This is a genomic window from Leifsonia poae (assembly GCF_050632195.1).
GTDB lineage: Bacteria > Actinomycetota > Actinomycetes > Actinomycetales > Microbacteriaceae > Leifsonia > Leifsonia poae_C.
The window spans coordinates 282,632-307,966 of the sequence record NZ_CP192580.1 but is presented as its reverse complement, the minus strand read 5'-3'; the positions used below and the strand labels follow the sequence as shown (position 1 = coordinate 307,966).

Annotated in this window: 25 protein-coding genes; 10 read left to right on the top strand and 15 right to left on the bottom strand. The window is 66.3% G+C overall.

The annotated features are described in order from the left end of the window. The first annotated feature begins 43 nt into the window (after positions 1-43). The 3 genes from ACQ86A_RS01720 (at position 44) to ACQ86A_RS01710 (ending at position 2,558) form a co-directional block, all read left to right on the top strand. Positions 44-175 carry a hypothetical protein gene (locus tag ACQ86A_RS01720; RefSeq protein ID WP_431278914.1) on the top strand — a complete coding sequence of 44 codons (132 nt, stop codon included), beginning with the start codon at positions 44-46 and terminating at the stop codon, positions 173-175. A 93-nt stretch (positions 176-268) separates the two neighbouring features. Then, on the top strand, positions 269-1,456 hold the full coding sequence (locus ACQ86A_RS01715) for a MarP family serine protease (RefSeq protein WP_431278913.1): 1,188 nt from the start codon (positions 269-271) through the stop codon (positions 1,454-1,456). A 61-nt stretch (positions 1,457-1,517) separates the two neighbouring features. After that, entirely contained in the window at positions 1,518-2,558 is a 1,041-nt protein-coding gene (locus ACQ86A_RS01710; RefSeq protein WP_431278912.1) for an NADPH:quinone reductase, read from the top strand. On the opposite strand, the gene ACQ86A_RS01705 is transcribed toward ACQ86A_RS01710, so the two are convergent. Next, positions 2,524-3,795, bottom strand: a complete 1,272-nt coding sequence (locus ACQ86A_RS01705; RefSeq protein ID WP_431278911.1) for an MFS transporter — start codon at positions 3,793-3,795, stop codon at positions 2,524-2,526. The genes ACQ86A_RS01710 and ACQ86A_RS01705 overlap by 35 nt on opposite strands. Positions 3,796-3,883: 88 nt before the next feature. Between ACQ86A_RS01705 and ACQ86A_RS01700 the strand changes: the two genes are divergently transcribed. The 4 genes from ACQ86A_RS01700 to ACQ86A_RS01685 all read left to right on the top strand — a co-directional run bounded on the left by ACQ86A_RS01700 (position 3,884) and on the right by ACQ86A_RS01685 (position 6,174). Next, the gene (locus tag ACQ86A_RS01700; protein WP_431278910.1) at positions 3,884-4,309 is read left to right on the top strand and encodes a helix-turn-helix domain-containing protein; all 426 of its coding nucleotides are present in this window, start codon (positions 3,884-3,886) and stop codon (positions 4,307-4,309) included. Between the two features lie 187 nt (positions 4,310-4,496). Beyond that, a complete protein-coding gene (locus ACQ86A_RS01695; protein ID WP_431278909.1) occupies positions 4,497-5,231 on the top strand; it encodes an AzlC family ABC transporter permease in 735 nt (244 codons plus the stop codon). Continuing rightward, positions 5,228-5,533, top strand: coding sequence for an AzlD domain-containing protein (locus ACQ86A_RS01690; protein ID WP_431278908.1), 306 nt, complete (start codon positions 5,228-5,230; stop codon positions 5,531-5,533). The genes ACQ86A_RS01695 and ACQ86A_RS01690 overlap by 4 nt, the downstream gene beginning before the upstream one ends. Before the next feature lie 59 nt (positions 5,534-5,592). After that, positions 5,593-6,174 carry a dihydrofolate reductase family protein gene (locus ACQ86A_RS01685; protein ID WP_431278907.1) on the top strand — a complete coding sequence of 194 codons (582 nt, stop codon included), beginning with the start codon at positions 5,593-5,595 and terminating at the stop codon, positions 6,172-6,174. A 462-nt stretch (positions 6,175-6,636) separates the two neighbouring features. Here the strand turns inward: ACQ86A_RS01685 and ACQ86A_RS01680 are convergent, their stop codons facing one another. The 6 genes from ACQ86A_RS01680 to ACQ86A_RS01655 all read right to left on the bottom strand — a co-directional run bounded on the left by ACQ86A_RS01680 (position 6,637) and on the right by ACQ86A_RS01655 (position 13,518). Continuing rightward, positions 6,637-7,314 carry a GntR family transcriptional regulator gene (locus ACQ86A_RS01680; protein ID WP_431278906.1) on the bottom strand — a complete coding sequence of 226 codons (678 nt, stop codon included), beginning with the start codon at positions 7,312-7,314 and terminating at the stop codon, positions 6,637-6,639. Positions 7,315-7,689: 375 nt separating this feature from the next. Further along, positions 7,690-8,784, bottom strand: coding sequence for a substrate-binding domain-containing protein (locus ACQ86A_RS01675; RefSeq protein WP_431278905.1), 1,095 nt, complete (start codon positions 8,782-8,784; stop codon positions 7,690-7,692). A 67-nt stretch (positions 8,785-8,851) separates the two neighbouring features. Further along, positions 8,852-10,189: a multiple monosaccharide ABC transporter permease gene (gene mmsB / locus ACQ86A_RS01670; RefSeq protein WP_431278904.1), complete on the bottom strand. Its 1,338-nt coding sequence runs from the start codon at positions 10,187-10,189 to the stop codon at positions 8,852-8,854. Next, on the bottom strand, positions 10,189-11,736 hold the full coding sequence (gene mmsA, locus ACQ86A_RS01665; RefSeq protein ID WP_431278903.1) for a multiple monosaccharide ABC transporter ATP-binding protein: 1,548 nt from the start codon (positions 11,734-11,736) through the stop codon (positions 10,189-10,191). Before mmsA ends, mmsB begins: the two co-directional genes overlap by 1 nt. Before the next feature lie 160 nt (positions 11,737-11,896). After that, positions 11,897-13,087 (bottom strand): ROK family transcriptional regulator, encoded by a 1,191-nt coding sequence (locus tag ACQ86A_RS01660; protein ID WP_431278902.1) that lies wholly within the window; start codon positions 13,085-13,087, stop codon positions 11,897-11,899. 86 nt (positions 13,088-13,173) lie between these two features. Continuing rightward, positions 13,174-13,518, bottom strand: a complete 345-nt coding sequence (locus ACQ86A_RS01655; protein ID WP_431278901.1) for an L-rhamnose mutarotase — start codon at positions 13,516-13,518, stop codon at positions 13,174-13,176. 75 nt (positions 13,519-13,593) lie between these two features. On the opposite strand from ACQ86A_RS01655, the gene ACQ86A_RS01650 reads away from it, so the two are divergent. Together ACQ86A_RS01650 and ACQ86A_RS01645 are read left to right on the top strand one after the other, a co-directional pair. After that, complete coding sequence (locus ACQ86A_RS01650) at positions 13,594-14,448, top strand: fumarylacetoacetate hydrolase family protein (protein WP_431278900.1); 855 nt, start codon at positions 13,594-13,596, stop codon at positions 14,446-14,448. A gap of 10 nt (positions 14,449-14,458) precedes the next feature. After that, on the top strand, positions 14,459-15,214 hold the full coding sequence (locus ACQ86A_RS01645; RefSeq protein WP_431278899.1) for an SDR family NAD(P)-dependent oxidoreductase: 756 nt from the start codon (positions 14,459-14,461) through the stop codon (positions 15,212-15,214). Positions 15,215-15,278: 64 nt separating this feature from the next. Here ACQ86A_RS01645 and ACQ86A_RS01640 read toward each other — a convergent pair whose 3' ends face one another. After that, complete coding sequence (locus ACQ86A_RS01640; RefSeq protein ID WP_431278898.1) at positions 15,279-16,571, bottom strand: enolase C-terminal domain-like protein; 1,293 nt, start codon at positions 16,569-16,571, stop codon at positions 15,279-15,281. Positions 16,572-16,717: 146 nt separating this feature from the next. On the opposite strand from ACQ86A_RS01640, the gene ACQ86A_RS01635 reads away from it, so the two are divergent. Next, positions 16,718-17,617: an arginase family protein gene (locus ACQ86A_RS01635; RefSeq protein ID WP_431278897.1), complete on the top strand. Its 900-nt coding sequence runs from the start codon at positions 16,718-16,720 to the stop codon at positions 17,615-17,617. Here the strand turns inward: ACQ86A_RS01635 and ACQ86A_RS01630 are convergent. From ACQ86A_RS01630 to ACQ86A_RS01600, 7 genes are all read right to left on the bottom strand, one after another. After that, positions 17,600-18,313: a GntR family transcriptional regulator gene (locus ACQ86A_RS01630; RefSeq protein WP_431278896.1), complete on the bottom strand. Its 714-nt coding sequence runs from the start codon at positions 18,311-18,313 to the stop codon at positions 17,600-17,602. The genes ACQ86A_RS01635 and ACQ86A_RS01630 overlap by 18 nt on opposite strands. Positions 18,314-18,387: 74 nt before the next feature. After that, complete coding sequence (locus ACQ86A_RS01625; RefSeq protein WP_431278895.1) at positions 18,388-19,386, bottom strand: aldo/keto reductase; 999 nt, start codon at positions 19,384-19,386, stop codon at positions 18,388-18,390. A gap of 14 nt (positions 19,387-19,400) precedes the next feature. Further along, the gene (locus tag ACQ86A_RS01620; protein ID WP_431278894.1) at positions 19,401-20,525 is read right to left on the bottom strand and encodes a mandelate racemase/muconate lactonizing enzyme family protein; all 1,125 of its coding nucleotides are present in this window, start codon (positions 20,523-20,525) and stop codon (positions 19,401-19,403) included. Positions 20,526-20,571: 46 nt separating this feature from the next. Then, positions 20,572-21,450, bottom strand: a complete 879-nt coding sequence (locus ACQ86A_RS01615; protein WP_431278893.1) for a carbohydrate ABC transporter permease — start codon at positions 21,448-21,450, stop codon at positions 20,572-20,574. Continuing rightward, complete coding sequence (locus tag ACQ86A_RS01610) at positions 21,440-22,216, bottom strand: carbohydrate ABC transporter permease (RefSeq protein ID WP_431278892.1); 777 nt, start codon at positions 22,214-22,216, stop codon at positions 21,440-21,442. Before ACQ86A_RS01610 ends, ACQ86A_RS01615 begins: the two co-directional genes overlap by 11 nt. 207 nt (positions 22,217-22,423) lie before the next feature. Next, positions 22,424-23,671 (bottom strand): ABC transporter substrate-binding protein, encoded by a 1,248-nt coding sequence (locus ACQ86A_RS01605; protein ID WP_431278891.1) that lies wholly within the window; start codon positions 23,669-23,671, stop codon positions 22,424-22,426. A gap of 211 nt (positions 23,672-23,882) precedes the next feature. Continuing rightward, positions 23,883-25,226 (bottom strand): alpha-L-fucosidase, encoded by a 1,344-nt coding sequence (locus ACQ86A_RS01600; RefSeq protein WP_431278890.1) that lies wholly within the window; start codon positions 25,224-25,226, stop codon positions 23,883-23,885. Positions 25,227-25,335: the final 109 nt, after the last annotated feature.

The window sequence follows — 25,335 nt, the reverse complement described above, 5'->3', positions numbered from 1 at the left end:
ACGGATGCTTGGCACAGGCGTGCGCGGGGCGTACGGTACGCGCATGGACAAAGACGCCCAGAACCAGACCACGACCGCTGTGCCGGAACGCCTCCTCGATGCGGATATCGTTCCGGTGTCGCTGCCCGACCCCGAAGCGGTCGACGACGGCGACGAAGAAGACGGGCGGCTCTAAGCGGAGCGGATCCGTCTGGTCGCCGCGGCTTGACTCCGGCGATCCACATACGAGGTTGAGCATGTATCCAGGCTGGTGCGGCATGGTTGCCTGGTGGAAACCGTGGTCGACGTCGTGCTGGTGGTGCTCGCCGTAGCCGCCATCGCTTTCGGCTGGAGCCGCGGTGCCATCCGTTCGGCCGGAGCACTCGTGGGCCTTGCGCTCGGGATCGCCGCCGGCCTGGCGCTCGCGCCGCTCGTCGTCGGCTGGATGGCTTCGTTCGGCTGGGGCAGCATCCTTCAGCGGTCCGTCGTCGCCGCGCTCGTCGTGCTCGCCTGCGCCTCGATCGCGTACGCGCTAGCTGCTGCGCTCGCCTCGATCATCGGCAAGCTGCTGCGCCACGGACCGATCCGCTGGGTCGACTCCCTGGTCGGCGGCGCGCTCGGGCTCCTCACGTGGGGTGTCGTCGTCTGGCTGCTGGCCGGGTTCGCTCTCGCCACGAACATCGGAACCGTCGTGCAGGCCACTGCGTCGTCGCGCGTAGTCGCCACGCTCAACGCGATTGCGCCAGTACCGTCGTCGACCGTGCTCGGCGCGGTCGACGACGCGCTCGCCGGCGCGGGACTGCCCGAGGTTTTCGCGGGCGCCGAATCGATCAAGACGGTTCAGCCTCCCGATCCGACCATCCCCGCTGCCGTGAACGCGGCCCAGTCCTCAGTGGTCACCGTGCTCGCGTCCAAGCCGGAATGCGGGGTCGACTCCGAGGGCAGCGGCTGGGTCGTCTCGCGCGGCCGCGTCGTCACCAACGCCCACGTCGTGGCCGGAGCGTCTACGATCGCGGTTCGCGAATCCGGGGCGGCCACGCCCATCCGGGCCACCCTGATCGCCTTCGACCCGAGCCGCGACCTGGCGGTGCTCGACGTGACAGACCTCTCCGCACCGGCGCTCGACATCGGTGACGATCTCACCTCGGGCGCGCAGGCCTATGCTGCCGGCTACCCCGGCAACGGCCCGTACACGATCAGCCCCGAGCGCGTCCGCGATCGGGTGATAGCCCGGGGAACGGACATCTACCAAAGCGGAACGGTCGACCGCGACATCTACTCGCTGCGCGGCGTCGTGCGACCAGGAAACTCCGGCGGACCGCTGCTCGACACTCAGGGCAGAGTGGTCGGCGTGGTCTTCGCCCGGTCTACGACCGATCCGGACACCGGATACGCGCTGACGCTCGCCGAGCTGCGTCCGGTTCTCAACTCCGTCGGTGCTGCGCCCATCGGTGCGGGCGGGTGCGCGACCGGCTGATTCCGGGTTTCATCGGCTCCGTGGGGAATCACATCCGGCACCGGAGTGGTTGGCTGGTGTCATGAAGGCTGTCACGTATTCGTCAACCGGTCCGTCCGAGGTTCTCACCTTCGGTGAGCGCGAGGAGCCGCACGCCGGCGCTGGTGAGGTGCGCGTGCGCATCCACGTCTCGGGCGTCAACCCCACGGACTGGAAGGCAAGGCAGGGCAGTGGCAGCGCCGAGCTGCCCGTGCCGCAGGTGCCGAATCAAGACGGAGCGGGAGTCGTCGACGAGGTCGGCGACGGCGTCGAGGGTCTGCACGTCGGTGACCGCGTCTGGCTGTGGGATGCGGCGTACAAGCGACCGAACGGAACGGCCCAGGAACTCGTGGCCCTGCCCGCGCGCCACGCAGTCAAGCTTCAGGATGCGGTGAGCTTCGACGTCGGCGCATCCCTCGGCATCCCCGCCCTCACCGCGCATCGCGCACTCACCTCGTATGACTATGCACCGCGCGAGCTCGCGCCCGGCTCTCTTACAGGCCGCACCGTTCTCGTCGCGGGCGGCGCGGGCGCAGTCGGACATGCCGCCATTCAGCTCGCCGTCTGGGCAGGAGCCACGGTCGTCTCGACCGTGAGCAGCCACGACAAGGCCGTGCTCGCAGCGGATGCGGGTGCGCATCATGTCGTGAACTACCGCGACGACGATGCGGCGAAGGCGATCGGCGCGCTCGCCCCTCGCGGTGTGGACATCATCGTCGAGGTGAACCCGAGCGCCAACGCCGACCTGAACATCCGGGTCGCGTCCGTCGACGCCACCATCTCGATCTACGCCGACGCGAAGCCTGAGCTCGCCATCCCGGTGCGGCCGAGCATGTCGAAGAACCTCCGCTACCAGTTCGTGCTCACCTACACGACCCCGACGGATGTGAAGGATGCGGCCGTGCGCGCTGTCGCACGGGCGGCCGGCGACGGCGCACTCGGAGTCGGAGCCGAGAACGGCCTGCCCTTCACGCGCTTCTCGCTGGCGGAGACGGCCGCTGCCCACGACGCCGTCGAGAACGGCCTCGTGGGCAAGGCCCTCATCGACGTCACACCGGCTGGGCCTGCGACCGACGTGTCCTGAGCAGCATGAGCTGGGTGGCGATCCCCACGACCGCTGCCACCGCGATCGCCACCGAGTACCAGATAACCGTCGGCACGAGACCGACGACACCGATGAGCTCTCCGGCGGCGAGCGCGGGAACGCCGTAGGCCAGATAGTTCACGAGGTAGACACCCGCGAACAGCTCGGCACGCTGGTGGGTCGGTGCCAGCGGGGCCAGGATGCGCAGCGACGCCGAGAACGCCGCCCCAAACCCGCCTCCGCCCACCGCCGAAGCCAGGAAGAGCAGCCAGAGCGAGTCCGCCGTGACAGAGGCGACCGTGAGGCCGACGCCGAGGATGAGCGCGACACTCCCCCAGATCGTCGACATGCGCGCCGGGAACCGACTGAGCACCAGTCCGGCCGTCGCTCCCACCGCGGGTGCCAGCGCGACCACCGCCCCGTTCACGAGTCCGCTCTCGAGGTGGAAGACGCCGCGCACGATTGACGGGGCGAGGCCGATGAAGAGGCCCGACAGCATCCATGCCGCTATCAGCAGGGGCAGTGCACCCAGGAACTCCCGCTGAGCAGGACGCGGGATCAGCAGGCGAGGGATGAGCGAGCGAACCGCACCGGGACGCCCATCGACCGTCTCGCGAGACCCCACCACCACGAGCAGTGCAGCGGCGAACGTCACGGCGAGAGCGGAGAAGATCCAGACGGTCGGGTCGGCGGCGAACTGCACGACGAGACCTGTGACGAACGCGCCGAGCGCAATACCGCCGACGGGAGCCGTGCTGCCGATCACCGCGCCGAGCTTCTTGTGGCGTTCCGGCGCGAGCTCGACCAGGTACGCCGTGAAGGTCGCCATCGCGGCGCCCGTCCCCACACCCTGAACCGCACGGGCGACGATGATCCAGCCGATGTCCTGCGCGAAGAGGAAGAGCACCATCGCGACGATGATGAGGCCGAGGCCGCCGATCAGCACTGGGCGTCGTCCGATGTGATCGGAGAGCGAGCCGGCGATCAAAAGCGTGACCAGGAGAGTGATCGCGTAGATCGCGAAGGCGACGGTGAGCATCCAGTCGGCAAAGCCCCACTCGTGCTGGTAGAGCACGAAGAGCGGGCTCGGGGCGCCGACCGAGAAGGCGACGGCCACAAAGGCGAGAGCGGAGCCGACGAACGCGGCTACCGGACGAAGGGTGCGTCGACTCGGCACCCGAGTCGCGCGGACGGGAATGGATCCGGTCGCGCTGAGCGTTTCTTCTAGAGTGGACATCGTGTCTCCTAAAGCAAATCTGATTGCTTTAGAGACACTAGACCCGATTCTCAGCAAAAGCAACAATTTTTGCTTTAACATAGGGAACATGGAAGCAACGACCACGTCATCGAGGACAGGCGGCCGCAGTGCCGCGGTCATCCACAACGTCCGCACTGCCGTCGAGGAGCTCGTGAAGGAGCGCGGCAGCGACCGAGTCACCGTTCCGATGATCGCCGAGCGCGCCGGCGTCAATCCGACGAGCATCTACCGCCGCTGGGGCGACCTCCCGACTCTTCTCAACGACATCGCCACCTACCGGCTCGACCCGGAACGTCCTCTGGCCCAGACCGGATCCCTGCAGGGCGACCTCACCCCTGGGCAGCGGAGATCGTCGCCCACTATCGCAAGCCCGTCAACGCGGCGCTACTGCGCGGCGGAGCAGCTAATGCGGGCGAGCGCACGTCGGACTGCCTGCGCAACCGGCGCGTCGAGGCGGCCATGTTCGTCGAGCGCGCGGAGGATGCCGGCGTGACCGCTGACGACATCGTCGATTACGTCATCGCGCCCATCATCTCGCGAGTGATCTTCCAGCCGTGGACCCTCGAAGACGACACCGCCGAGCGTCTGGTCTCGCGCCTCTTCGACTGATCTCCGGATAGCCCGGCCGCTCGAGGCTCCGACGACTTGCGTGGCGGCCGACCCGCCCCGAGGATAGTCGGATGACCCGAACCGCCGAGGAGCGAGCCGCCGCGCGCTCCGGCTGGGCTGTCGGGATCGCGACGGCCGTCTACGGCGTGTCATTCGGGGCCTTGGCCACCGCATCCGGACTCGACGTCTGGCAGGCCTGCGTGCTGAGTCTCGTCATGTTCAGCGGCGGCTCGCAGTTCGCCCTGATCGGCGTGCTCGCCTCCGGCGGCGTCGCAGCGGGTGGCTCGGCCATCGCCAGCGCTGCTCTGCTCGGAGTTCGCAACTCGTTCTACGCCTTTCGTCTCTCCCGGATCATCGGCCCCGGGTTTTGGCGCCGCTCGGCGGCCGCGCAGCTCACCATCGATGAGTCGACCGCCGTCGCCACGGCGCAGCAGGAACCCCGCGCACAACGCATCGGTTTCTGGACCACCGGGCTCGTCGTCTACATCGGCTGGAACCTCACAACCCTCGCCGGCGCGCTCCTCGGCAACCTGATCGGCGACGTCAAGGCATACGGTCTGGATGCGGCTGCGGCGGCCGCGTTCCTCGGCCTCCTCTGGCCACGGCTCAAGGCACGCCAGACGCAGGCCGTGGCCGTCGCGGCCGGCTTCGTCGCGACCCTGCTCACGCCGTTCCTCATGCCGGGACTTCCCGTGCTCGCAGCCGCCGCTGTGGCGATCGTGATCGGGGTGCTGAACCTGTTCGGCCGGCGCACCGACCCACCGCATCCCGAAGCCATCCCGATGGAACGGGAGGTGGAACCGTGACGACCTGGAACATCATCCTGCTCGGCTCGATCATCGTGCTCGGACTGAAGGCGATTGGCTGGCTCGTGCCGCCGAAGGCGCTCGACCACCCGGTCGTCGCGCGTGTGAGCGACCTGCTCACGGCCGCGCTGCTCGCGGCCCTCATCTGCGTGCAGACCTTCGGTGCCGGCCAATCGTTGCAAGTGGATGCACGCCTCCCTGCGATCGCAATCGCCGCCGGACTCTACGCCCTCCGCGTTCCGTTCATCGTGGTGGTTCCTGCTGCCGCCCTCGTGGCCGCCCTCATCCGTCTCGTCACCTAGGCCGTGACCGGCACCCCGACGATCCCTAAACTGAGGACGTTCCCACCAGGGAGGGTGTCATGGGCAAAGTAGTCATGTACAGCTCGGTATCGGTCGACGGCTTCATCGCGGATGAGAACGATCAGCCGGGGCCGCTGTTCGACTGGTTGCTGAGCGGTGACGTGCCGTTGGACGAGAGCGGCGCCCTGACTGTGTCGCAGGCGTCGTTCGACTACACCCGGCCGTACTGGGACCAGATCGGAGTGACCGTCGTCGGGCGCCACGTCTTCGATATGACGGACGGTTGGGACGGAAAGCCGCCGAGCGGGATCGACCATGTCATCGTGGTGACGCACCGGCCCGCGCCCCAGGGTTGGGCTCCCGAGGCCCCGTTCCACTTCGTCGACGGCGTCGAGGCAGCCGTGGCCAAGGCGCGGGAGCTTGCGGGCGACCGCATCGTCGAGGTCGCCGCGGGCGATGTCGGCGGCCAGGTGCTCGCCGCGGGACTGATCGACGAGGTGCGCATGGATGTCGTGCCCGTCGTCTTCGGATCGGGCAAGCGCTACTTCGGATCGGTCGACGCGCAGCACCTGTTGGAGGACCCTGACGCGGTGATCCAGGGCGACCGGGTACTCCACCTGCGCTATCCGGTGCGCCGGTGACTCGCGACGCCTAGCCGGGCGGTCTCGACGGCAGCCGTCGCTGTCGGAGGCGTTTCGTACTCTGTGAATGCAGCGGGCCGGGCTGTCTATACGAGTTGAGGAGAGCTTTGGCCGCGTGGCACCCCGTCGTCAATGCGCAACCGACCGAGTGGGTGCTTCGCCAGGGGGCCGCCGGTGAGGCATATGCCGTGGTGCGTCGGTTCGCATTCGGGGACCCGAACAGGCCGGAGATCTGGTTTCGCGTGGTCACCTGGGCGCAGCGGTCGGAAGGCAGGGAACTGATCGGCTGGTGCCGCACCCTCGAGGCCGCGGCCGCCGCAGGCTGGGATCATCGCTGCGCATACGAATCGTGGCGCCATCATCTTGCCGCCAGGCGTACGGATACGGCGACGATGGCCCGGGAACGTCCTCCTGCCGCCGAGATGGTGCGTTTCTACCGCGCAGCACTTCGCCGAGGTGCCCTCACCGGACGCTCGCAGCCGCCTCACGCGCGACCAGCACACTGATCTCTTCGAGGAACTCATTCAGGATGTCGATGGCATCGTCACTGCGTGACCCGAGCGAACAGGCGAGCCTGGCCACCCGTTCGTTCGTCAGCAGCCGCGACGGGGAGGCGCTCACATTCAGGTACCGCAACACCCGCAGCTGCACGGCCTCGATGGTGTCGGCGAGCACGCGGTTGCGCAGAGTCCCGAGCATCACGCCGAGCACACGCTGCACCATCTCGACCGGGTTGAGCAGCGGGTCCCGGCGCAGTCGCGCGGCGATGAGATCGAGTTCCAGCTCGACATCATCCGTCAAACCACGTCGGCTCTCGGCGACAGCGTCCGGGTAGAGCCGGCACAGGATGCCGACGGCGTCCGCGACCTCGCCGAGCACGAGCGGCGCCACCAGAGTGAAGCGATTGGGTGCGGTCTTCACTAGCCCCACGACCGCGAGGCGGCTGAGCGCCTCCCGCACCGGAGTGCGCGAGACCATCAGCCATTCGGTGAGTTCCGAGTCTTTGAGCCGCACTCCGGGTGCGAAATCACCGGTGATGATGCGCTCGAGCAACAGCGCGTACACATCGTTGCGCAGCAGCCGTCGATCGATCGCCTGCATCGAGAACGAGAGCGTGCCCGTGGCCTTATCGACCGTCATGATCGAGCATCCGTAAATGGCCGGCGAGCAGTTCTCGTACCTAACATATTGGCAGCTTAGTGATGACATACAATCACGACAACCGTTGTGGAAACACGTCGTCATGCGTGATGCGGTCCGACGGGGTGCCGAGACAAAAGATCCGTGCCAGCCCGGATGCTCGGCCGCAGCCAGCGGCGCTACCTTGGGGTTCAAGATCTTCGGCTGGGGGAACACGGGGGATCTTGGGGGAGGCTGGGGCCGGTGCGGAGCGATCCGCATCCGGCCCCAGACCCCTTTAACCCTCGCGGCGGACTAGCGCCCCCGAGACGGGGAAAGGGCCGGACCTCGTGAGAGGCCCGGCCCTTTCGGGTACCGCGTTTTGCTAGGTGGTGACTACTTGGTCAGCGGCTCAAGGGTCGGGTCGTTGGCGTAAGCCTCGGCCGCGTTCTCCTTGGTGACGATGACCGGCTTGAGCAGGAAGGCCGGGACGACCTTGACGCCGTTGTTGTACGACTTGTCGTCGTTCGTCTCAGGCTTCTTGCCCTGCTGCAGGTCGGTGACCATCGCGATGGCCTGCTTGACCAGGTTGCGGGTGTCCTTGTTGATGGTCGAGTACTGAACACCGGCCATGATCGACTTGACCGACTCCGGCTCCGAGTCCTGACCGGTGACGATCGGGACCGGCTTGCCAGCGCCCTGCACCGAGGTGATGATGGCGCGGGCGAGGGTGTCGTTCGGCGACAGCACACCGTTCAGCTCGGTCGAACCGTAGTTCGCGGCGAGCAGGGTGTCCATGCGGGTCTGCGCGTTTGCCGGCAGCCAGCCCTGGGTTGCGGTCTGCTTGATGTCGGTCTGTCCGGAGACGACCTTCAGCGTTCCGTCGTCGATCTTCGGCTGCAGGATCTTCATGGCACCGTCGAAGAAGACCTTCGAGTTGGCGTCGTCGGGCGAACCCGAGAACAGCTCGATGTTGTAGGTCTTGGCGTCAGGGAACTTGGCCTTCATGCCGTCGAGCAGGGCCTGGCCCTGCAGTTCGCCGACCTTCTCGTTGTCGTACGCGACGTAGTAGTCGACGTTCGGCGAGTTGAGGATCAGGCGGTCGTAGGCGATGACGGTCGCGCCGGCATCGTGGGCTGCCTTCGCCTGAGCTGCGAGCTGGCCACCGTCGACGGCACCGATGATGACGACCTTGGCGCCGTTGGTGATCATCGACTGGATCTGGCTCTGCTGGTCGGCGACCGCGCCGGAGGCACCCGCGTACTGCACGTCGGGCTTGAACCCGGCGGACTTCAGGCCGTCGGTGAACAGGCCACCGGCCAGAACCCAGTTCTCCGACGTCTTAGTCGGAAGGGCGACGCCGATGGTTGCTCCCTTGTCGAAACCGGCAGCACCGGAGGTCTCGCCTCCGGAACCACGGCTGGAGCAGCCGGAGAGGGCCAGCGCGGCGGCAGCAGCGACGGCCACTGTCGCGATTGCGATTTTGCGCATGTGTTCTTTCACTTTCTCTTTTTGGATGGTGCAGGGGATCTTGCAGGTGTTACTTCGGGATAAAACTTCAGGAGCTGAGCGAGCGCGAGGTGGCCTCGGGCTCGTCGGCGGAGGGCTCGACCGTGGGCTGGTCGGCCCCGGCCGCGTCGGCGGACTTGTCCTTGCGACTGAATCTGCCTATCAACGAGGCACCGCCACGACGCTTGCTGTACACGTCGATGCCGACAGCCACGAGGAGCACGAGGCCCTTGATGATCTGGACGCGGTCGGAGGTGACGCTGAGCAGCTGCAGGCCGTTGTTGAGGACCGCGATGACCAGACCACCGATGATCGATCCGGCGACCGTTCCGATACCACCGGAGACCGCCGCGCCACCGATGAACACGGCGGCGATCGCGTCGAGCTCCCAGCCGAGACCGTCCTGCGGTCCGGAGGAGATCGAGCGGGCGACCGCGACCATTCCGGCGAGCGCCGCGAGCACCGACATGTTCATCATGACGAAGAAGTTGATGCGCTTGATCTTGACGCCGGACAGCTCTGCCGCGTGCCAGTTGCCACCGACCGCGTAGATGTGACGGCCGAAGATCGTGCTGCGGGTGATGAACGAGTACAGGATCACCAGGATGCCGAGGATGACGCCCGAGACCGGGAAGCTGGTGCCGATGCGGCCACCGGCGAAGAGGAACGCGGCGTAGATCACGACGGCGTCGATCACGACCACCTTGAAGACGCTCACCCAGAGGGGCGCCTTCTCGGAGCCCATCTTGGTCTGGGTGCGACGCTTGCGCCACTCGGCGACAGCGATGACGACGGCGATGATCAACCCGAGTAGCAACGTCGAGTTGTTGTAGCCGAAGTCGGGACCCCAGTCGGGGAGGAAGCCGCCACCGATGTAGGTGAAGCCGTCGGGCACCGGGATGGTGTTCGCGTTTCCGATTGCCTGGTTCAGGCCACGGAAGATGAGCATGCCGGCCAGGGTCACGATGAACGCGGGAACACCCACGTAGGCGACCCACCAGCCCTGCCAGGCGCCGATCGCGCAACCGACGAGCAGGCCCAGGATGATCGCGAGCGGCCAGGGCAGGTGCCAGTCCTGCATCGACTTCGCGACGATGATGCCCACCACCGCAGCGACCGAACCGACCGACAGGTCGATGTGGCCCGCGATGATGACCATCACCATGCCGATGGCGAGGATCAGGACGTACGCGTTCTGGTTGACCAGGTTGATGAGGTTGACCGGCTCGAGGGTCTTACCGCCGGTCAGGATCTCGAACAGGATGATGATGACGACGAGAGCGCCGAGGATGCCGAACTGGCGCCCGGTCGACTGTCCGCTGCCGAACATCTTGCCGAGGTCGCGAATTCCTCCGGACTTCTTCGTTTCGGGAATCTGTGTGGTCATTATCGGGCAACCCTCTTCTTGGCGGATGTCATGCTTCTCAGGAGTGTCTCGGGGGTGGCTTCCGCGACCGGAAGCTCGTTGGTGATCTGGCCCTCGAAGATCGTGTAGATGCGATCGGAGATGCCGAGCAGCTCGGGCAGCTCGGAGGAGATGACGATGACGCCCTTCCCCTGGGCCGCGAGTGCCTGGATGATGCCGTAGATCTCGTACTTCGCGCCCACGTCGATGCCGCGTGTGGGCTCGTCGAGGATCAGCAGGTCGGGGTCGGTGAACATCCACCGGGCCAGCACGACCTTCTGCTGGTTGCCGCCCGACAGGGTACTGACGCCGCGGTCGACGTCGGGCGTCTTGATTCGCAGGCTCTTGCGGTACTGCTCGGCGATCGCGTATTCCTCTTCGTCGTTGACGACGTTGAACTTGGCGATCTTCTTGAGCTTCGCGGCGACGATCGACTGCTTGATGTCGTCGAGCAGGTTCAGCCCGAGCACCTTGCGGTCCTCGCTGACGTAGGCCATGCCTTCGTCGATGGCTTCGCTGACGTTACGCACCTGGATCTCTTTGCCGTCTTTGTAGATCTCGCCGGAGACGAAGTTGCCGTACGAACGGCCGAAGACGCTCATCGCGAGCTCGGTGCGGCCGGCGCCCATCAGGCCCGCGAATCCGACGATCTCCCCACGTCGTACGTAGAAGCTGGAGTTCTTGACGACCAGGCGGTCCGGAACCTGCGGGTGCTGAACGATCCAGTCCTTGACCTCGAAGAACTTCTCGCCGATCTCGGGTGTGCGGTCGGGGAAGCGGCTCTCGAGCGTGCGACCGACCATCCCGCGGATGATGCGGTCCTCGTCGACGCCGTCTTCCTTCACGTTCAGCGTCTCGATCGTGCGGCCGTCTCGGATGATCGTGATCTCGTCGGCGACGCGTTCGATCTCGTTGAGCTTGTGCGAGATCATGATCGAGCTGATGCCCTTGCTCTTCAGCCCCAGGATGAGGTCGAGCAGGTGGCTGGACTCCGCTTCGTTGAGCGCAGCGGTCGGCTCGTCGAGGATGAGCAGCTTGACCGACTTGTTGAGCGCCTTCGCGATCTCGACCAGCTGCTGCTTGCCGACACCGATGTTCTTGATCTGGGTGTCGGGGTCGTCGGTGAGGCCGACCCGGGCGAGCAGTTCGGTGGCGCGGGTCTTTGCTTCGCCCCAGTTGATGACGCCGAACCGACCAGGCTCGTTGCCGAGGAAGATGTTCTCGGTGATCGAGAGCTCCGGGATCAGCGCCAGCTCCTGGTGGATGATGACGATGCCCGACTTCTCGCTGGACTTGATGTCCTTGAACCGCACCTCGTCACCCTGGTAGATGATGTCGCCGGTGTACGTGCCATACGGGTAAACACCCGAGAGGACTTTCATCAGGGTGGACTTTCCTGCACCGTTCTCGCCGCAGATCGCGTGGATCTCGTCGGCCCGAACGGTGAGGGAGACATCTTCGAGCGCCTTGACCCCAGGGAACTCCTTGGTGATCTCGCGCATCTCGAGGATGACTGCGTTCGACGACATCGTCGCTCCTTTACGGTTACTGCTCGTTTCTTGGCTTACTGGTGACGCAGGCAGCGCATGCAATGCATCTGCCTAAGTAGTAAACGCTAAGTGCGGTCTTGGCGTCAAATAGTGAACACAACGACCTGATAACGACTTGACGGGTCCGGCGTCCGCTCGATCAGTCGTGGACTGCGATTGCGCTCTGGATGACGAGGGCGGCGGCCCCGAGAGACTCCGCGCGGTCGCCGAGCGACGACATCCTGAGCGTGGTGGTCTCGCCGATCGCGGGGATGGCGTTCTGCATGATTCCGTGGCGGATCGGGTCGAGCAACGTGTCGCCCAGACCGGAGAGCGGCCCGCCGATGAGCACGATCTCGGGGTTGATGATGTTCGCGATGTTGGCGATCGCCTTGCCGATTGCTGCGCCCGCATCCCCGACCACCCGGAGCGTCGCCGGGTCGCGCGCGAGCCCCCGCCCGACGATGTCGGCCGTGGTCACCGACTCGCCGGACCCGCGGCTCAGCGAGTCGAGCATGACGGTGGTGGATGCCACGGTCTCGAGGCAGCCGCGGTTGCCGCAGCGGCAGATGATTCCGTGCTCGGCGACCGGCGTGTGCCCCAGTTCGCCTGTGATCCCGAGGTAGCCGTAGTACGGCTGACCGTTCAGGATGAGGCCCGCACCGATCCCCGAGCCGATCTTCACGAAGATGAGATTCCGGATGCCGCGGTTCTCTCCCCAGGTGACCTCGGCGAGTGCTCCCAGGTTGGCATCGTTGTCGACCACCACCGGGAAGCGGAACGCATCCTCGAGGTCGCGTAGCTTGACCCCCACCCACTCGGGCAGGATCGCGCCCTGGATGACGGTGCCGGTGCGACGGTCGATGGGGCCGGGAACACCGACTCCGACTGCGAGCACCGATTGGCGCTCGAAGCCGTTGCCCTCGAGCAGGCGGTCGAGCAGACCGGCGGCGGCGTGCAGGCTCTCGCTGACGTCGTAGCCGAGCGGGAGAACGACCGACTCCTCCGCCAGTACTTCGTAGCCGAGAGTGGCGAGCACGATCCGCACGTGGCGTCGGCCGAAGTCGACGCCGACTGCGATATCACCCGTGTCGGTGAGGCGGACGAGCAGCGCGCGTCGTCCGGAACTGTTGACCGGCGATGTCGCGACGACGCCTTTCGCCGTCATGTCGCGAACGATGTTCGAGACAGTGGCGGTGGAGAGCCCCGTTCCGCGCGCCAGCTCCGCCTGAGTCGATGGGCCGTTCGACAGGAGGAACTCGAAGAGCCTCTCCTGGTTCAAGTGCCTCAGCGCGCCTTGCGACCCGGGGTTCGGTGCGCCACGGACGAGAGAACCCGAAGTGGCGGTCATAGCGATAAGAGTGCAATATCCGAATGTTGTAGTCAAGTTGTGAACACATGCGTTCCACCCCCGCACGGGGTCCACTCAGAGTGGACTCACGAAGTGGAGTCGGCCGCTTCGCGCTGTCTGGTCAGATTCCACACCCGGTCCAGGATCATGCCGGCGGGCCCGTCTCCGGTGGTCACGAAATGGTCGACGTACTGTCCGATGAACGCCTGCCAGCGCTCGTTGGCGGGGTCGGTGTCGAGCGCATCCATCGCCACTGCGAAGTCGTCGCAGTCGACCAGGTGAAAGAGATCCGCGCCGCTGCGCCAGATGCTCCAGTCGTGGATCCCGACCCGTTCGAACGACTCGACGAGGTCGTCGGGGATGACCACGTGCGCCTCCACATAGCCGGATTCCCGGCCCTCTCGGAGCACGGAGTGCAGGGCGACGCGCATGGGTTCTCCTCGCTGAGTCTTTGAATGCTATAGGAAATAGTAATAGGGTTTCGGTGACGAGCGAAAGGACCCTCGATGCGATTCATGCGACTCGGTGAGCCCGGGGCAGAGATCCCGGTTGTGACCGACGGCGAGACGACGTGGGATCTGCGCCCGCTGACGGCCGATCTCGACGGCGCCTTCTTCGTATCCGGCGGTCTCGAGCGGGCCGAATCAGCGGTAGCGGCCGGTGAACTGCCTGTCCTCGATGGTACCGGGATGCGCGTGGGCGCACCCATCGCCCGCCCCTCCGCGGTCATCTGCATCGGGATGAACTATGCGGCACACGCACGCGAGTCCGGATCCGAGCCGCCCAAGGACATCGTGGTCTTCTACAAGCATCCGAACACCGTGGTCGGCCCGTTCGACGACATCCTGATCCCACCGGGATCGGTGAAGACCGACTGGGAGGTGGAGCTCGCGGCCGTGATCGGCAAGCGGGCTCGCTACCTCGCGTCGCCGGCGGACGCCCTGGCGCACATCGCCGGCTTCACGATCGCCAACGACGTCTCCGAGCGCGAGTACCAGATCGAGCGGTCCGGCGGTCAGTGGAGCAAGGGCAAGAGCTTCGAGACCTTCAACCCGGTCGGCCCTTGGCTGCTGCCTGCCGCGGAGATCGGCGACGGTTCCGGGCTGCGGCTGTGGTCGACCGTGAACGGCGAGTCCCGGCAGGACTCCACCACCAGCGACCTGATCTTCAACGTCGCCGAGATCGTCTACCGTCTCAGCCAGTTCACCGTGCTGGAGCCCGGCGATCTGATCAACACCGGCACTCCGGAGGGCGTGGCGCTCTCCGGCCGGTTCCCGTACCTCGAGAGCGGCGACGTCGTCGAACTCGGCATCGACCGTCTCGGCGAACAGCGTGCGACGATGCGCGCCGCCGTCAACTGAGGAGAACCCGATGACCCAGAAATTCGCAGGACTCGTCGCGGCCGTGACCGGTGGAGCATCCGGACTCGGCAAGGCGATCGCCGACGAACTCAACGCTCAGGGCGCCCGCGTCTACTGCCTCGACCTCGACGCGAGTAGCGTCGTCGCACCGCACGTCGGCATCCGGTGCGACATCGGCGATAACGAGAGCGTGCGCGCAGCCATCGAGGCCGTCGTGGCCGATGCCGGGCAGCTGGATGTGCTGATCGCCAACGCAGGCATCGGCGCCCAGGGTGATGTCGAGGCCAATGACGACGCCGAGTGGATGCGCGTCCTCAATGTGAACGTCATCGGCTCCGCCCGCACGATCCGGCACGCGATGCCGCACCTCAAGGAATCCGCCGCCGCGGCCGTCGTGCTGACCAGCTCGATCGCCGCCTGGAGCGGCCTGCCGCAGCGGGTGCTCTACTCCGCATCCAAGGGCGCGATCTCGGCGATGACCCTCGCGATCGCGACGGACTGCCTGCCTCTGGGCATCCGGGTCAACGCCGTCGCGCCAGGAACGGCGGACACGCCTTGGGTGGGTCGCCTGCTCGACAGCGCCGCCGATCCTGCGGCCGAACGCGCAGCTCTCGAAGCCCGCCAGCCGAGCGGCCGACTCGTGCAGCCGCACGAGGTCGCCGAGGCCGTCGCCTACCTGGCCTCCCCCACCTCGGGCAGCACGAACGGCGTCATCCTCGCCGTCGACGGTGGCATGCACACCCTCCGCCCGCGACCCGCCGACTGACCGGGTCACCAGCACCACGAAAAGCGAGCCCCGGGCATCCCGGGGCTCGCTTTTCGTCTTCTGCTCAGCGCAGAACGGGTTGGTCGAACTGGTGGGCGGCGAGGGATGCGGGCAGCATCTCCATCCCGATCCCCGGTGTGAGCGGGGCGCGGTAGCGGCCGCCGTGCACCTCGACCGGTGCCACGAAGTGCTCGTGGAGGTGCTTCGTGTACTCGATCATCCGGTCTTCTTCGGTGCCGGAGACGGCCACGAAATCAAACATCGAGAAGTGCTGCACTGCCTCGCACAGGCCGACTCCCCCGGCGTGCGGGCACACAGGGATGCCGAACTTCGCGGCCAGCAGCAGGATTGCGAGGTTCTCGTTGACCCCGGCGACGCGGGTCGAGTCGATCTGCACGATCGAGACCGCTTCGGCCTGAAGGAGCTGTTTGAAAAGCACACGGTTCATGCCGTGCTCGCCGGTCGCGATGCGCACAGGCGACACCGCACGCGCGATCGCGGCGTGCGCGAGCACGTCGTCGGGGCTGGTCGGCTCCTCGACCCAGGCGAGGTCGAAGGGCTCGAGGGCGCGGATCCACTCGATCGCCTGATCGCGGTCCCAGCGCTGGTTGGCGTCGATGGCGATCCGGATGCCCGGGCCGACGGTCTCGCGCGCGATGCGCATCCGTCGCACATCGTCTTCGAGCCGGTCGCCGACCTTCAGCTTGATCTGGCCGAACCCCTCGTCGGCAGCCTCGCGGGCGAGGCGACGCAGCTTCTCGTCGGAGTAGCCCAACCACCCGGGGGTCGTCGTATACGCCGGGTAGCCGAGGGCGAGCAGCGTTGCCTCGCGCTCGGTGCGACCGGGTTCGGCGGCGCGGAGGATCGCCAGCGCGTCGTCTCGCGTGAGGGCATCGCTCAGGTAGCGGAAGTCGATCAGGTCGACGAGTTCTTCGGGCGACATGCGCGCGAGCAGCTGCCACAGCGGCAGGCCGGCACGCTTGGCCTTGAGGTCCCAGAACGCGTTGACCACAGCGCCGATCGCCATGTGCATGACGCCCTTCTCGGGCCCCAGCCAGCGCAGCTGCGAGTCGTAAACGAACTCCCGCCAGAAGCCGCCGAGGTCGGCAAGGATCGCTTCGACGTCGCGCCCGAGCACCCGGTGGGCGACGGCTTCGATGGCGGCGACCTGTACGTCGTTGCCGCGGCCGATCGTGAACACGAATGCGTGGCCCTCGTGGCCGTCGCCGGCATCCGTCGTCATCCGCAGGTAGGCCGCCGAGTAGTCGGGGTCTGGGTTCATCGCGTCGGAGCCGTCGAGCATCGCGGATGTCTCGAATCGAACGTCCAGTGTCTCGAAACCTGTGACAGTGCTCACTCGCTGCCCTTTCCACATCATCGTCGCGGGGACCCGCAACCAACATCCTATTGGATATAGGTAGACTACGCCAGCCGTAAGGAGACGAGCGCGGCAATGCATGTAAAACAAGTGCGTCCAGGGTCTGCGACGGGCAAACTATGGGCATGGCACGCACGCGCAAGATCGTGGTCATCGGGGCGCCGTCGAGCGCCGGCAGCTACGCGGCCGGCCAGGAGCAGGCGCCGCGCGTGCTGCGCGAGCGGGGCATCCTGGAGCGGCTGCGTCAACGCGGCCACGAGGTCGTCGACGGTGGAGACGGCCCGCTGCACATCTGGGCTCCGGATGCGGCGCATCCGCTCGCCCAGAACGTCAATCAGGTCATCGCCTCAGTGACCGCGCTCGACCTGCAGGTCGGAGAAGCCCTCGACGATGACGCCCACGTTCTCGTGCTCGGAGGCAGCTGTCTGGTGGCGCTCGGCGTGATGAGCGCGCTGACCGCTCGTGCTCCGGATGCGGGGCTCGTCTACATGGACCGCCACTCCGACCTGAACACCCCCGACACCACGACGGACGGCGCACTCGACTGGATGGGGCTCGCCCTCCTGCTCGACGTTCCGGGCAGCGTCCGCGAGCTCCGGGATGCACTGAGGACGAAGCCCGTGCTCACGCCCGATCGAGTGCACCTGTTCGGCGTCGACCCGGCGGCGACCACGGGCGGTGAGCGGCGCATCCGGGACTCGCTCGGACTCGCGGTGACGACCGGTTCTCAGGTGGCGGCTGACCCGCGCGCGGCCGCCGAGCGTGTGCTCGCTGGGTTCGGCGCGGGGCCGTTCGCCATTCACCTCGACGTGGATGTGCTCGACTTCACTGACGCGCCGCTGGCTGAGGACACGGGCGGCAGGAACACCGGACCCGACCTCGCCGAGGCGGCCGAAGCGCTGGCGGTGTTGTGCCGCGACCCTCGGTTCCGAGTGCTGTCGGTCGGTGAGCTCAATCCCACGCGATCGGTGGGCGATCCGCGCGTGATCGACCGGTTCGTGGATGCGCTAGCTCGCGCCCTCTGACCCGTCGAGACTCGCCGAGATGCGGTGATACGACTTCGTGATGTGGTCGAGCATCGCCTTCTCCGCAGCTTCGCCGTCGCCGGCCCGCAGCGCTTCGAGAACTGCTTCGTGCTCCCCAGAGGTCTCGTCGACCACGCCGTGCTTGAAGTAGATGCGGTATTGGTGCATGTGCGAGCGCAGGCGCGCGATCGCGTCTGAGAGCAGCAGGTTGCCCGAGTGCTCCGCGATGATGCGGTGGAACGCGGAGTCCTGGTCGGCGAAGTCGCGGTAGTCCTTGAAGCGGTCCTCGCCGGTCTGCGCCGCTGCTCCGCTCCGATGCATCTCCTCGCAGAGCTCTTCGAGTTCGTTGAGGGTCTCCGGAGTGAGCTCGCCGACCGCGTTGCGGGTGGCGTACGGCTCCATCAGGCGGCGCATCTCGAACAGCTGACGCAGGCCCTCGCTGTCGAGGACGGGGGCGGCGGTGTATCCCTTGAGCGCCCGCTTGACGACGAGACCCTCCGACTCGAGGCGCGCGAGCGCCTCGCGAACCGGGGTCGGGGAGACGTTGAGCTGCCGGGCGATGCCATCGATGCTCGCACGGCTGCCCGGCTCGATGACCTGGTCCATGAGCAGCGCGAGCACCGCGTCGTAGACGTCGTCGGCGAGGGCCCTCCTCGCGGGGAGGAAGTGTTCGCCGGATGCGGATTCGATGCTCATGAGGAAATAGTAGGTCTAGTCAGGGGAAAAGAGAGGATAGAGGCTAGAGGGTAGAGGATTCGCGTCGCCATCGGTCACGACCCTTCGGTCGGGAGAGCGGCGATCAGCCCCGCGTCCTCGAGTTCGCGCCAGAGGTCGTCGGGCACGGGAACGTCGCTCAGCCCGGCATTGCGGGTGATCTGCTCGGCGGAATCCGCACCCAGCACGACCGTCGAGACCGCCGGATGCCGGAGCGGGAACTGCACGGCGAGCTGTGGAACGGTCGCACCGTATCCGGCGGCGATGTCCGCGATCCGCTCGGTTCGTGCGATCAGCTCGACCGGAGGCTCGCCGTAGTTGTAGGTCGCCCCCGCCCGCGGGCGATCGGTGGCGAGGATCCCCGAGTTGAACACTGCGGCGACGGCCACCGAGACACCCCTCGCTGCGGCGACCGGGAGCAGATCCTGCTCGGCAGCCTGGTCGAGAAGCGTGTACCGGCCGGCGCACATCACGATGTCGAGGTCGGTCTGCTGCACGAACCTGGTGAGCATCGCCGACTGGTTCATCCCTGCTCCGTACGAGGTGATGACACCCTGAGAGCGCAGCTCCTCCAGCGCCGGGAAGGCTCCGTCGAGGGCCTCGCGCTCGAACTCGTCGGGGTCGTGCACGAAGAGCACGTCGATGCGATCGACGCCGAGCCGGGTGAGGCTGTCCTCGACCGAGCGCAGCACACCGTCGCGCGAGAAGTCGAATCGGCGACGCCGAGTAGACGGCACGTCGAACAGGTTGCCGATGTCCGAATCCCCCGGCCGGAAGTCCGGGTTCGGCTCGAGCAGACGGCCGACCTTCGTCGACAGCACATATTCCTCGCGCGGCATGGACTCGAGCGAGACGCCGAGACGCTCCTCAGCGAGGCCGAGACCGTAGTGCGGGGCTACGTCGAAATAGCGCACCCCGGCCGTCCAGGCGGCGGGCACGCAGGCCGGCCAGACGTCGTCGGGCAGTGCGCGGTACAGGTTGCCGAGGGCCGCGACGCCGTACCCGATCGGTCCGACCGTGAGCCCGGCACGACCGTACGGTCTGATCTCTTCCACGCTGCTCATTCTGGTCATTGCACCCTCAGATCGTCGATCGCATCGAGGTCCCAATCGATGCCGAGTCCCGGAGCCGTCGGGGCGACCCCGTGCCCCGCCGAGACGGTCATCTCGCCGTGCGTGACCGCTCGGAGCTGCGGGATGTGCTCCAGGTAGAGTGCGTTCGGCACCGCGCAAGTCAACGACACGTGCAGCTCCATCAGGAAGTGCGGCGCCACCGAGACGTTGAACGCCTCGGCGAGGTGGGCCACCTTCAGCCACGGCGTGATCCCGCCGATTCGTGCGACGTCGACCTGGACGATCGAGGCGGCGCCCGCCTGGAGGTACTCGCGAAACTGGCCGACCGAGTAGATGCTCTCCCCCACGGCCACAGGGATGCTCGTCGACTCCGCGAGACGCCGGTGACCGGCGACATCCTCGGCCGGCAACGGCTCCTCGAACCAGAAGATGTCGAGCGGCTCGAACAGCGCCGCCCGCCGGATGGCCTCGGCGGCGGTCATCGACTGGTTCGCATCGATCATGATGTCGAGTCCCGGTCCGACGGCCTCGCGCACGGCGGCGAGGCGCTCGAAATCCTCGTGCCCGCGAGGCTTGCCGACCTTGATCTTCACCCCGTTCATCCCGAGGGCCTGCGACTCGACGGCCTGCGCGACCAGCTCGTCGGTGGTGAAGTGCAGCCAGCCGCCCTCGGTGTCGTACAACGGGATGCTCGGGCGTGCGCCGCCGGCCGCCACCCAGAGGGGCTGCGCTGCGGCCTTGCACCGGGCATCCCAGACCGCCGTATCGATCGCGGCGAGCGCGAGTGAGGTGATCACGCCGACCGTGGTCGCTCGCGTCGAGGAGAAGAGCGCCCGCCAGACCGCCTCCGGACGGTTCGCGTCGAGCCCCACCAGGACCTCGAGCAGACCCGTGCGCAACAGGCTCAGTACGGCACCGCCGCCAGTGCCGATCGTGTAGCTGTAACCGAGGCCCTCGACACCGTCCGCGGTGCGGATGCGCACGAAGATCGTCTCCTGCTTCACGAACGACTGCACTGCATCCGTGCGCACGGTCTCGACTTCGAGGTCGCTCAGCCAGGCCTCCGCGCTGACGATCGTGCCGTCGACGGCTCGGGCTGTTGCGGGCGGTGCCAGGGTCATAGCTCTGCTTTCGGTGTCTTGTCGGTTGTCAGGATGCTGAACGGCGTCAGCGGCCGCCGAAGCCGCCCAGGGCGACGCCCTTGATCAGCTGCCGCTGCAGCACGGCCACGATGATCAGCGACGGGATGATCGCGAGCGTCGAAGCCGCCATCATCAGGCTCCACTGCGTTCCGTGCTCGCCGGTGAACATCGCCAGTCCGAGCGGAACCGTTGCCAGCTCCTGGCTGTTGATGATGATCAACGGCCACAGGTACGAGTTGTAGTAACCGATGAACGAGAACACGGCGAGCACCGACAGCGGTGCGGTCAGCTGCGGGAGCAGCACCGACCAGAGCGTGCGGAAGCGCGACGCCCCATCGATCAAAGCGGCCTCCTCGTATTCGATCGGAATCGTCAGGAAGAACTGGCGCAGCAGGAACGTGCCGAAAGCCGTGAAGGCGAACGGAATGATCAGCGCGACGTATGAGTCGACGAGTCCGAGCGCGTTCATCATGATGAACAGAGGCACAACCAGCACTTCTTGGGGAAGCACCAGCGTCAGCACGAACAGCAGGAAGATTCGGTCGCGATACTTGAAGCGCAGCCGCGAGAACGCGTAGGCCGACAGCGTTGCCACGATCACCGACAGCAGCGCGCCCATGATCGACACGAAGAAGCCGTTGAAGATGAACCGTCCGAATGGGACGAGCGTCCACGCATCCACGAAGTTGGACCACTTCACCTCCGAGCCGATGAACGTCGGCGTCGCCGAGAACACCTCGCTCTCGGGCTTCAGCGCCGAGAAGAACATCCAGATGAACGGGAAGGTGAAAATCAGCGCGACGGCGCCGATCGCGGCAGTGTTCGCCCACGTTCTGACGGCCGTGACCTTCTGAGCACGGCGCATCTTCGGGCGCTTCCGCACTGTCAGCGTCTCACTTGTCATAGTTGACCCACCTCTTCTGTCCCGCGAACTGCAATGCGGTGATGAGCATCACGACGATGAACAGGATCCAGGCGAGCGCCGAGGCGTAGCCCAGACGATCGAAGACGAAACCGTTGCGATACAGGTACAGCACGAACGTGTTGGTCGACTCGCCCGGACCGCCCTGCGTCAGGATCTGCGGCTGAACGAAGACCTGGAAGGCCCCGATCATCGTCATGGTCATGGTGAAGAACAGCGACGGCGAGATCATCGGCAGGATGATCGACCGCAGCCGCTGCCACGCACTCGTGCCGTCCATGCGCGAAGCCTCGAGGATCTCCTTCGGGATGCCGCCGAGACCGGCCGAGAGAACGATCACGTTGTAGCCGAACGACTGCCACACCGACATCACGATCACCGAGAACAGCGCGAACGTCGAGTCGGAGAGCCAGCTCGGACCGTCGATGCCCACGGATGCGAGCGCCGAGTTCACGATGCCGTTGTCGCTGAGAAGCAGTCGCCACACCAAAGCATTGGCGACCATCGGCGTGATCGCCGGCAGGAAGAAGATCACTCGCCAGAACCCGGCGAACTTGACCCTCGTGTTGAGCCACAGCGACACCCCGAGCGCCAAAGCCAGGTTCAGGGCGGTGTAGACGAAGGCGAAGATCACGGTGTTCATCAGCACCGTGTAGAAGGTCGGATCGGCGAAGAGCTTCTGGTAGTTGGCGAAGCCGATGAAGGTCGGTGCGCCGAACAGCGGCCACTCGAACAGGCTGATGACCAACGAGCCGAGCAGCGGAACCAGGATGAAGAACGTGAACCCGGCGAGCCCGGGCCACAGGTAGGCCAGGGCGGCGAGGCCGTCGCCCTTCGTCTTCTTCGCACGCGGCGGCGTCGGATGCGGAACCCCGAACGGGCGCGTGACGGGGCGGCGGGCGCCGCCGTCTCCTCGGAGACGACGGCACCCGTGATCAGCGGTGAAGACATTCGCTTAGCCGCTCACCGAGTGCTGGATCGTGTTCAGCACATCCTTGGCCGTCTTGTCACCCCGGTATCCCTCGACGCCGTACTGGGTGAACAGGGTCTCGACCTGGTTCCAGGTCGGGGTGGTGATCTGGGCGGTGGCGTTGGAGAGCAGCGCGTTGACCGCATCCATCGCCGCAGCGGACTTGCCGTCTGCCCAGGCCGGCTGCGCAGCCGCCCGCGAGGGGACGATACCGCGGGCGGCGGCCTGTCCTTCGAGGACGCTCTGCGCGGTCATCGCCTGGATGGCCTTGAATGCGCCATCCGGATCCTTGCAGTTCTTCGCGATACCGAAGCCGGAGCCGGCCGTCATGCCGTGCGCCTTGCCCGAGGTCGTCGGGACGATGGTCACGCCCATGTCGAACTTGGCCGCGTCGGCGAAGGTGCCGTACATCCACGGGCCCTCGATCAGCATGTCGACGTTGCCGCCGGTGAATGCGGCTTGCGCCACATCCGATCCGTCTGCTGCCTCAGGCGCCTTCGCGATCTGCTCCTTGTTGACCAGGTCGAAGTAGCTCTGCACCTGATCGACCAGCTTGGAATTCGTCAGGTCGAGCTTGCCGTTCTTCACGGCCTCCGCACCATCGGCGATCGTCCACGCGTTGACCGTGAAGAAGCCCGGCTCGATCGCGAGTGCCTTGTGGTCGGCCGTCGTGAGCTTCTTCGCGTCCGAGAGGAACTGCTCGCGGGTGTACGTGGTGCCTGGAGGCGTGAGGCCCGCGGCCTTGAACGCGTCGGCGTTGTAGTACAGCACGATCGGCTCGGCGTCATACGGGATCGCCCGGATGGTGCCGTCGACGGTCATGCCCTTGAGCATCGACTTGTCGAACTCCGAGGTGTCGAGCTTGTACTTCTTGATCAGGTCGTCGAGCGGCATGAGCAGCCCGCCGAGCTCCTGCGCCCGAGCTGCCTGTGTGGTGAGCAGGCACGGGGCGTTGCTGCCCGAGAGGCGGGTCTTGACCTTGGTCCAGTAGTCGTTGAAGCTCGGGCCGTCGATGGTGACGTCGAGTTTCGGGTCGACCTTCTTGCCGAGGGAGATGAAGCCCTCCCACTGGTCGCGGTCGCTCTGACTGCTGACCCAGGTGTACATCGAGATGGGGCCACCGGAGGCGCCGCCTCCACCGCCCCCTGAGCACCCGGCTAGAGCGGTCAACGCTCCCGCGAGTACGATGGCGGTTCCGATCTTTCCCGCCGCGCGCTTGCTTCGTGGTGTCACTTGCTGTGCCTCCTCCATTGGATTCATCTGTGTGATCGCCTACTGAGCCTGCCGATTCGCATCCAGCTGCGCGTCTTCGACGCCTGGTAGCTGGTTCACGATCCTATAGGGTCTTTGATATAGGTTATTGGGGAGCATAAGCGGATGCGCTCCCCGGTCAAGTAGTCCGGGCTGTCTCTGTAAGACCCCCGAGGCCGGCCATCTCAACAGCTCAGGCGAAGTCGATCGCGATGACGTCGACGACGGCTCCGGATGCGGTGGGCGCGGGGATCAGGATCTCGCCGAGCGGGTCCTCACCGGCCGCCGACTGCTCGTGCACCTCGAAGTTGACCTCGTACGGCAGCTGCTCCCCGGTCGCCAGCAGACGGATGCCCGTCACCCGGCCGACGGGGATCCCGCGCACGATCACCTGCTCGATCGGCCGCATCACCAGGTGCAGGTAGAGCGTTCCCGGGCGAGCGGTCGACGGTCCGTAGTAGTCGACACCGACTGTGGGGGTTACGCCGACGACGCTCTCCGCGTGCCGGTCCATCCAGCCGCCGATCTCGTCGAGGGTCTCGACCTGCGACCCGTTGAGGCTGCCGTCGCCCTTCGGTCCGATGTTGAGCAGCAGGTTGCCGCCACGGCCCGCCACCTCGATCAGAGTCGTCACAAGCGAGGTCGTGCTCTTGCTCTTGGTGTCTCCGGGGCGCCACGCCCACATCTGACCGATGGTCAGGCAGAGCTCCCACGGGCCGGTCGGCGCCGTCACCGGAAATCCCTGCTCCGGCGTCTTGTAGTCGCCCTGACCGAGCAGGCGGTCGTTGATCACCACATCCGGCTGCAGCGACTTGATGTGGGCGCGCAGCCCGGCGCTGTCCCACTCCTGCTCCGACCGCTCCCACTCGCCGTCGAACCAGAGCAGGTCGATCGTGCCATAGTTCGAGAGGATCTCCGTGAGCTGGCCGCGCAGGTAGTCCTGGAACCGCTCCCACTGCTCCGGCGTCGAGCGCCGGTGCTTGTCGTCGGCAACCGGAGTCCCGGCGTAAGCGGGGTCGCCCGCCGACGGCCAGTGCTCCAGCGCGTACGGACGGTCGCTCATCTGGAAGGCCGGGTAGTCGGGGTGATTCCAATCGGGCAGGCTGTAGTAGATGCCGACCCGGATGCCTTCGGCGCGAATCGCCTCCACGAACTCGCGCGTGATGTCGCGGCCGAAGGGCGAGTGCTCGATCCCGAAATCGGAGTGCTCTGTGTGGAACATCGAGTAGCCGGCGTGATGCCTGGCCGTGAAGACGACGTAGCGTGCGCCGGCCCGCTTGGCGAGTCGGGCGAGGGCGACCGCATCCCACTCGACCGGGTTGAAGGTCGCGGCGCTCGATTGGTACTGCTCGACCGAGACCGTGTCTTCGACCGCATCCGAGCCCGGGATGATCGACCGGCCCACGAGCGGCCAGGAGATCTCGATCCCTTGTTGACTGGCGTGATCCCAGTGCACGAAGAGACCGAAACCGGCCCCGATGAACCAGTCGCCGCCAGGCAGTTTGAAGTCGGCGGGGCGAGCGAAACTGTCAGGCAATACAGCGAGCGTGGACTCCACGGAAGAACTCTCCTTTGAGTGGGACGTGAGGGATTGTTGAGTAGCAATGCTATTGCCTATAGGATATGGCGAAGGGATGCGTCCCACA

What these genes read in the sequence shown, in the direction of transcription:
- ACQ86A_RS01675 (WP_431278905.1), bottom strand. Translation starts at nt 8,784, where the DNA reads ATGCGCAAAATCGCAATCGCGACAGTGGCCGTCGCTGCTGCCGCCGCG.
- ACQ86A_RS01660 (WP_431278902.1), bottom strand. Translation starts at nt 13,087, where the DNA reads ATGACCGCCACTTCGGGTTCTCTCGTCCGTGGCGCACCGAACCCCGGG.
- ACQ86A_RS01630 (WP_431278896.1), bottom strand. Translation starts at nt 18,313, where the DNA reads ATGAGCATCGAATCCGCATCCGGCGAACACTTCCTCCCCGCGAGGAGG.
- ACQ86A_RS01655 (WP_431278901.1), bottom strand. Translation starts at nt 13,518, where the DNA reads ATGCGCGTCGCCCTGCACTCCGTGCTCCGAGAGGGCCGGGAATCCGGC.
- mmsA (WP_431278903.1), bottom strand. Translation starts at nt 11,736, where the DNA reads ATGTCGTCGAACGCAGTCATCCTCGAGATGCGCGAGATCACCAAGGAG.
- ACQ86A_RS01620 (WP_431278894.1), bottom strand. Translation starts at nt 20,525, where the DNA reads ATGACCCTGGCACCGCCCGCAACAGCCCGAGCCGTCGACGGCACGATC.
- ACQ86A_RS01700 (WP_431278910.1), top strand. Translation starts at nt 3,884, where the DNA reads ATGGAAGCAACGACCACGTCATCGAGGACAGGCGGCCGCAGTGCCGCG.
- ACQ86A_RS01645 (WP_431278899.1), top strand. Translation starts at nt 14,459, where the DNA reads ATGACCCAGAAATTCGCAGGACTCGTCGCGGCCGTGACCGGTGGAGCA.
- ACQ86A_RS01705 (WP_431278911.1), bottom strand. Translation starts at nt 3,795, where the DNA reads ATGTCCACTCTAGAAGAAACGCTCAGCGCGACCGGATCCATTCCCGTC.
- ACQ86A_RS01635 (WP_431278897.1), top strand. Translation starts at nt 16,718, where the DNA reads ATGGCACGCACGCGCAAGATCGTGGTCATCGGGGCGCCGTCGAGCGCC.
- ACQ86A_RS01695 (WP_431278909.1), top strand. Translation starts at nt 4,497, where the DNA reads ATGACCCGAACCGCCGAGGAGCGAGCCGCCGCGCGCTCCGGCTGGGCT.
- ACQ86A_RS01685 (WP_431278907.1), top strand. Translation starts at nt 5,593, where the DNA reads ATGGGCAAAGTAGTCATGTACAGCTCGGTATCGGTCGACGGCTTCATC.
- ACQ86A_RS01720 (WP_431278914.1), top strand. Translation starts at nt 44, where the DNA reads ATGGACAAAGACGCCCAGAACCAGACCACGACCGCTGTGCCGGAACGC.
- mmsB (WP_431278904.1), bottom strand. Translation starts at nt 10,189, where the DNA reads ATGACCACACAGATTCCCGAAACGAAGAAGTCCGGAGGAATTCGCGAC.
- ACQ86A_RS01710 (WP_431278912.1), top strand. Translation starts at nt 1,518, where the DNA reads ATGAAGGCTGTCACGTATTCGTCAACCGGTCCGTCCGAGGTTCTCACC.
- ACQ86A_RS01650 (WP_431278900.1), top strand. Translation starts at nt 13,594, where the DNA reads ATGCGATTCATGCGACTCGGTGAGCCCGGGGCAGAGATCCCGGTTGTG.
- ACQ86A_RS01615 (WP_431278893.1), bottom strand. Translation starts at nt 21,450, where the DNA reads ATGACAAGTGAGACGCTGACAGTGCGGAAGCGCCCGAAGATGCGCCGT.
- ACQ86A_RS01680 (WP_431278906.1), bottom strand. Translation starts at nt 7,314, where the DNA reads ATGACGGTCGATAAGGCCACGGGCACGCTCTCGTTCTCGATGCAGGCG.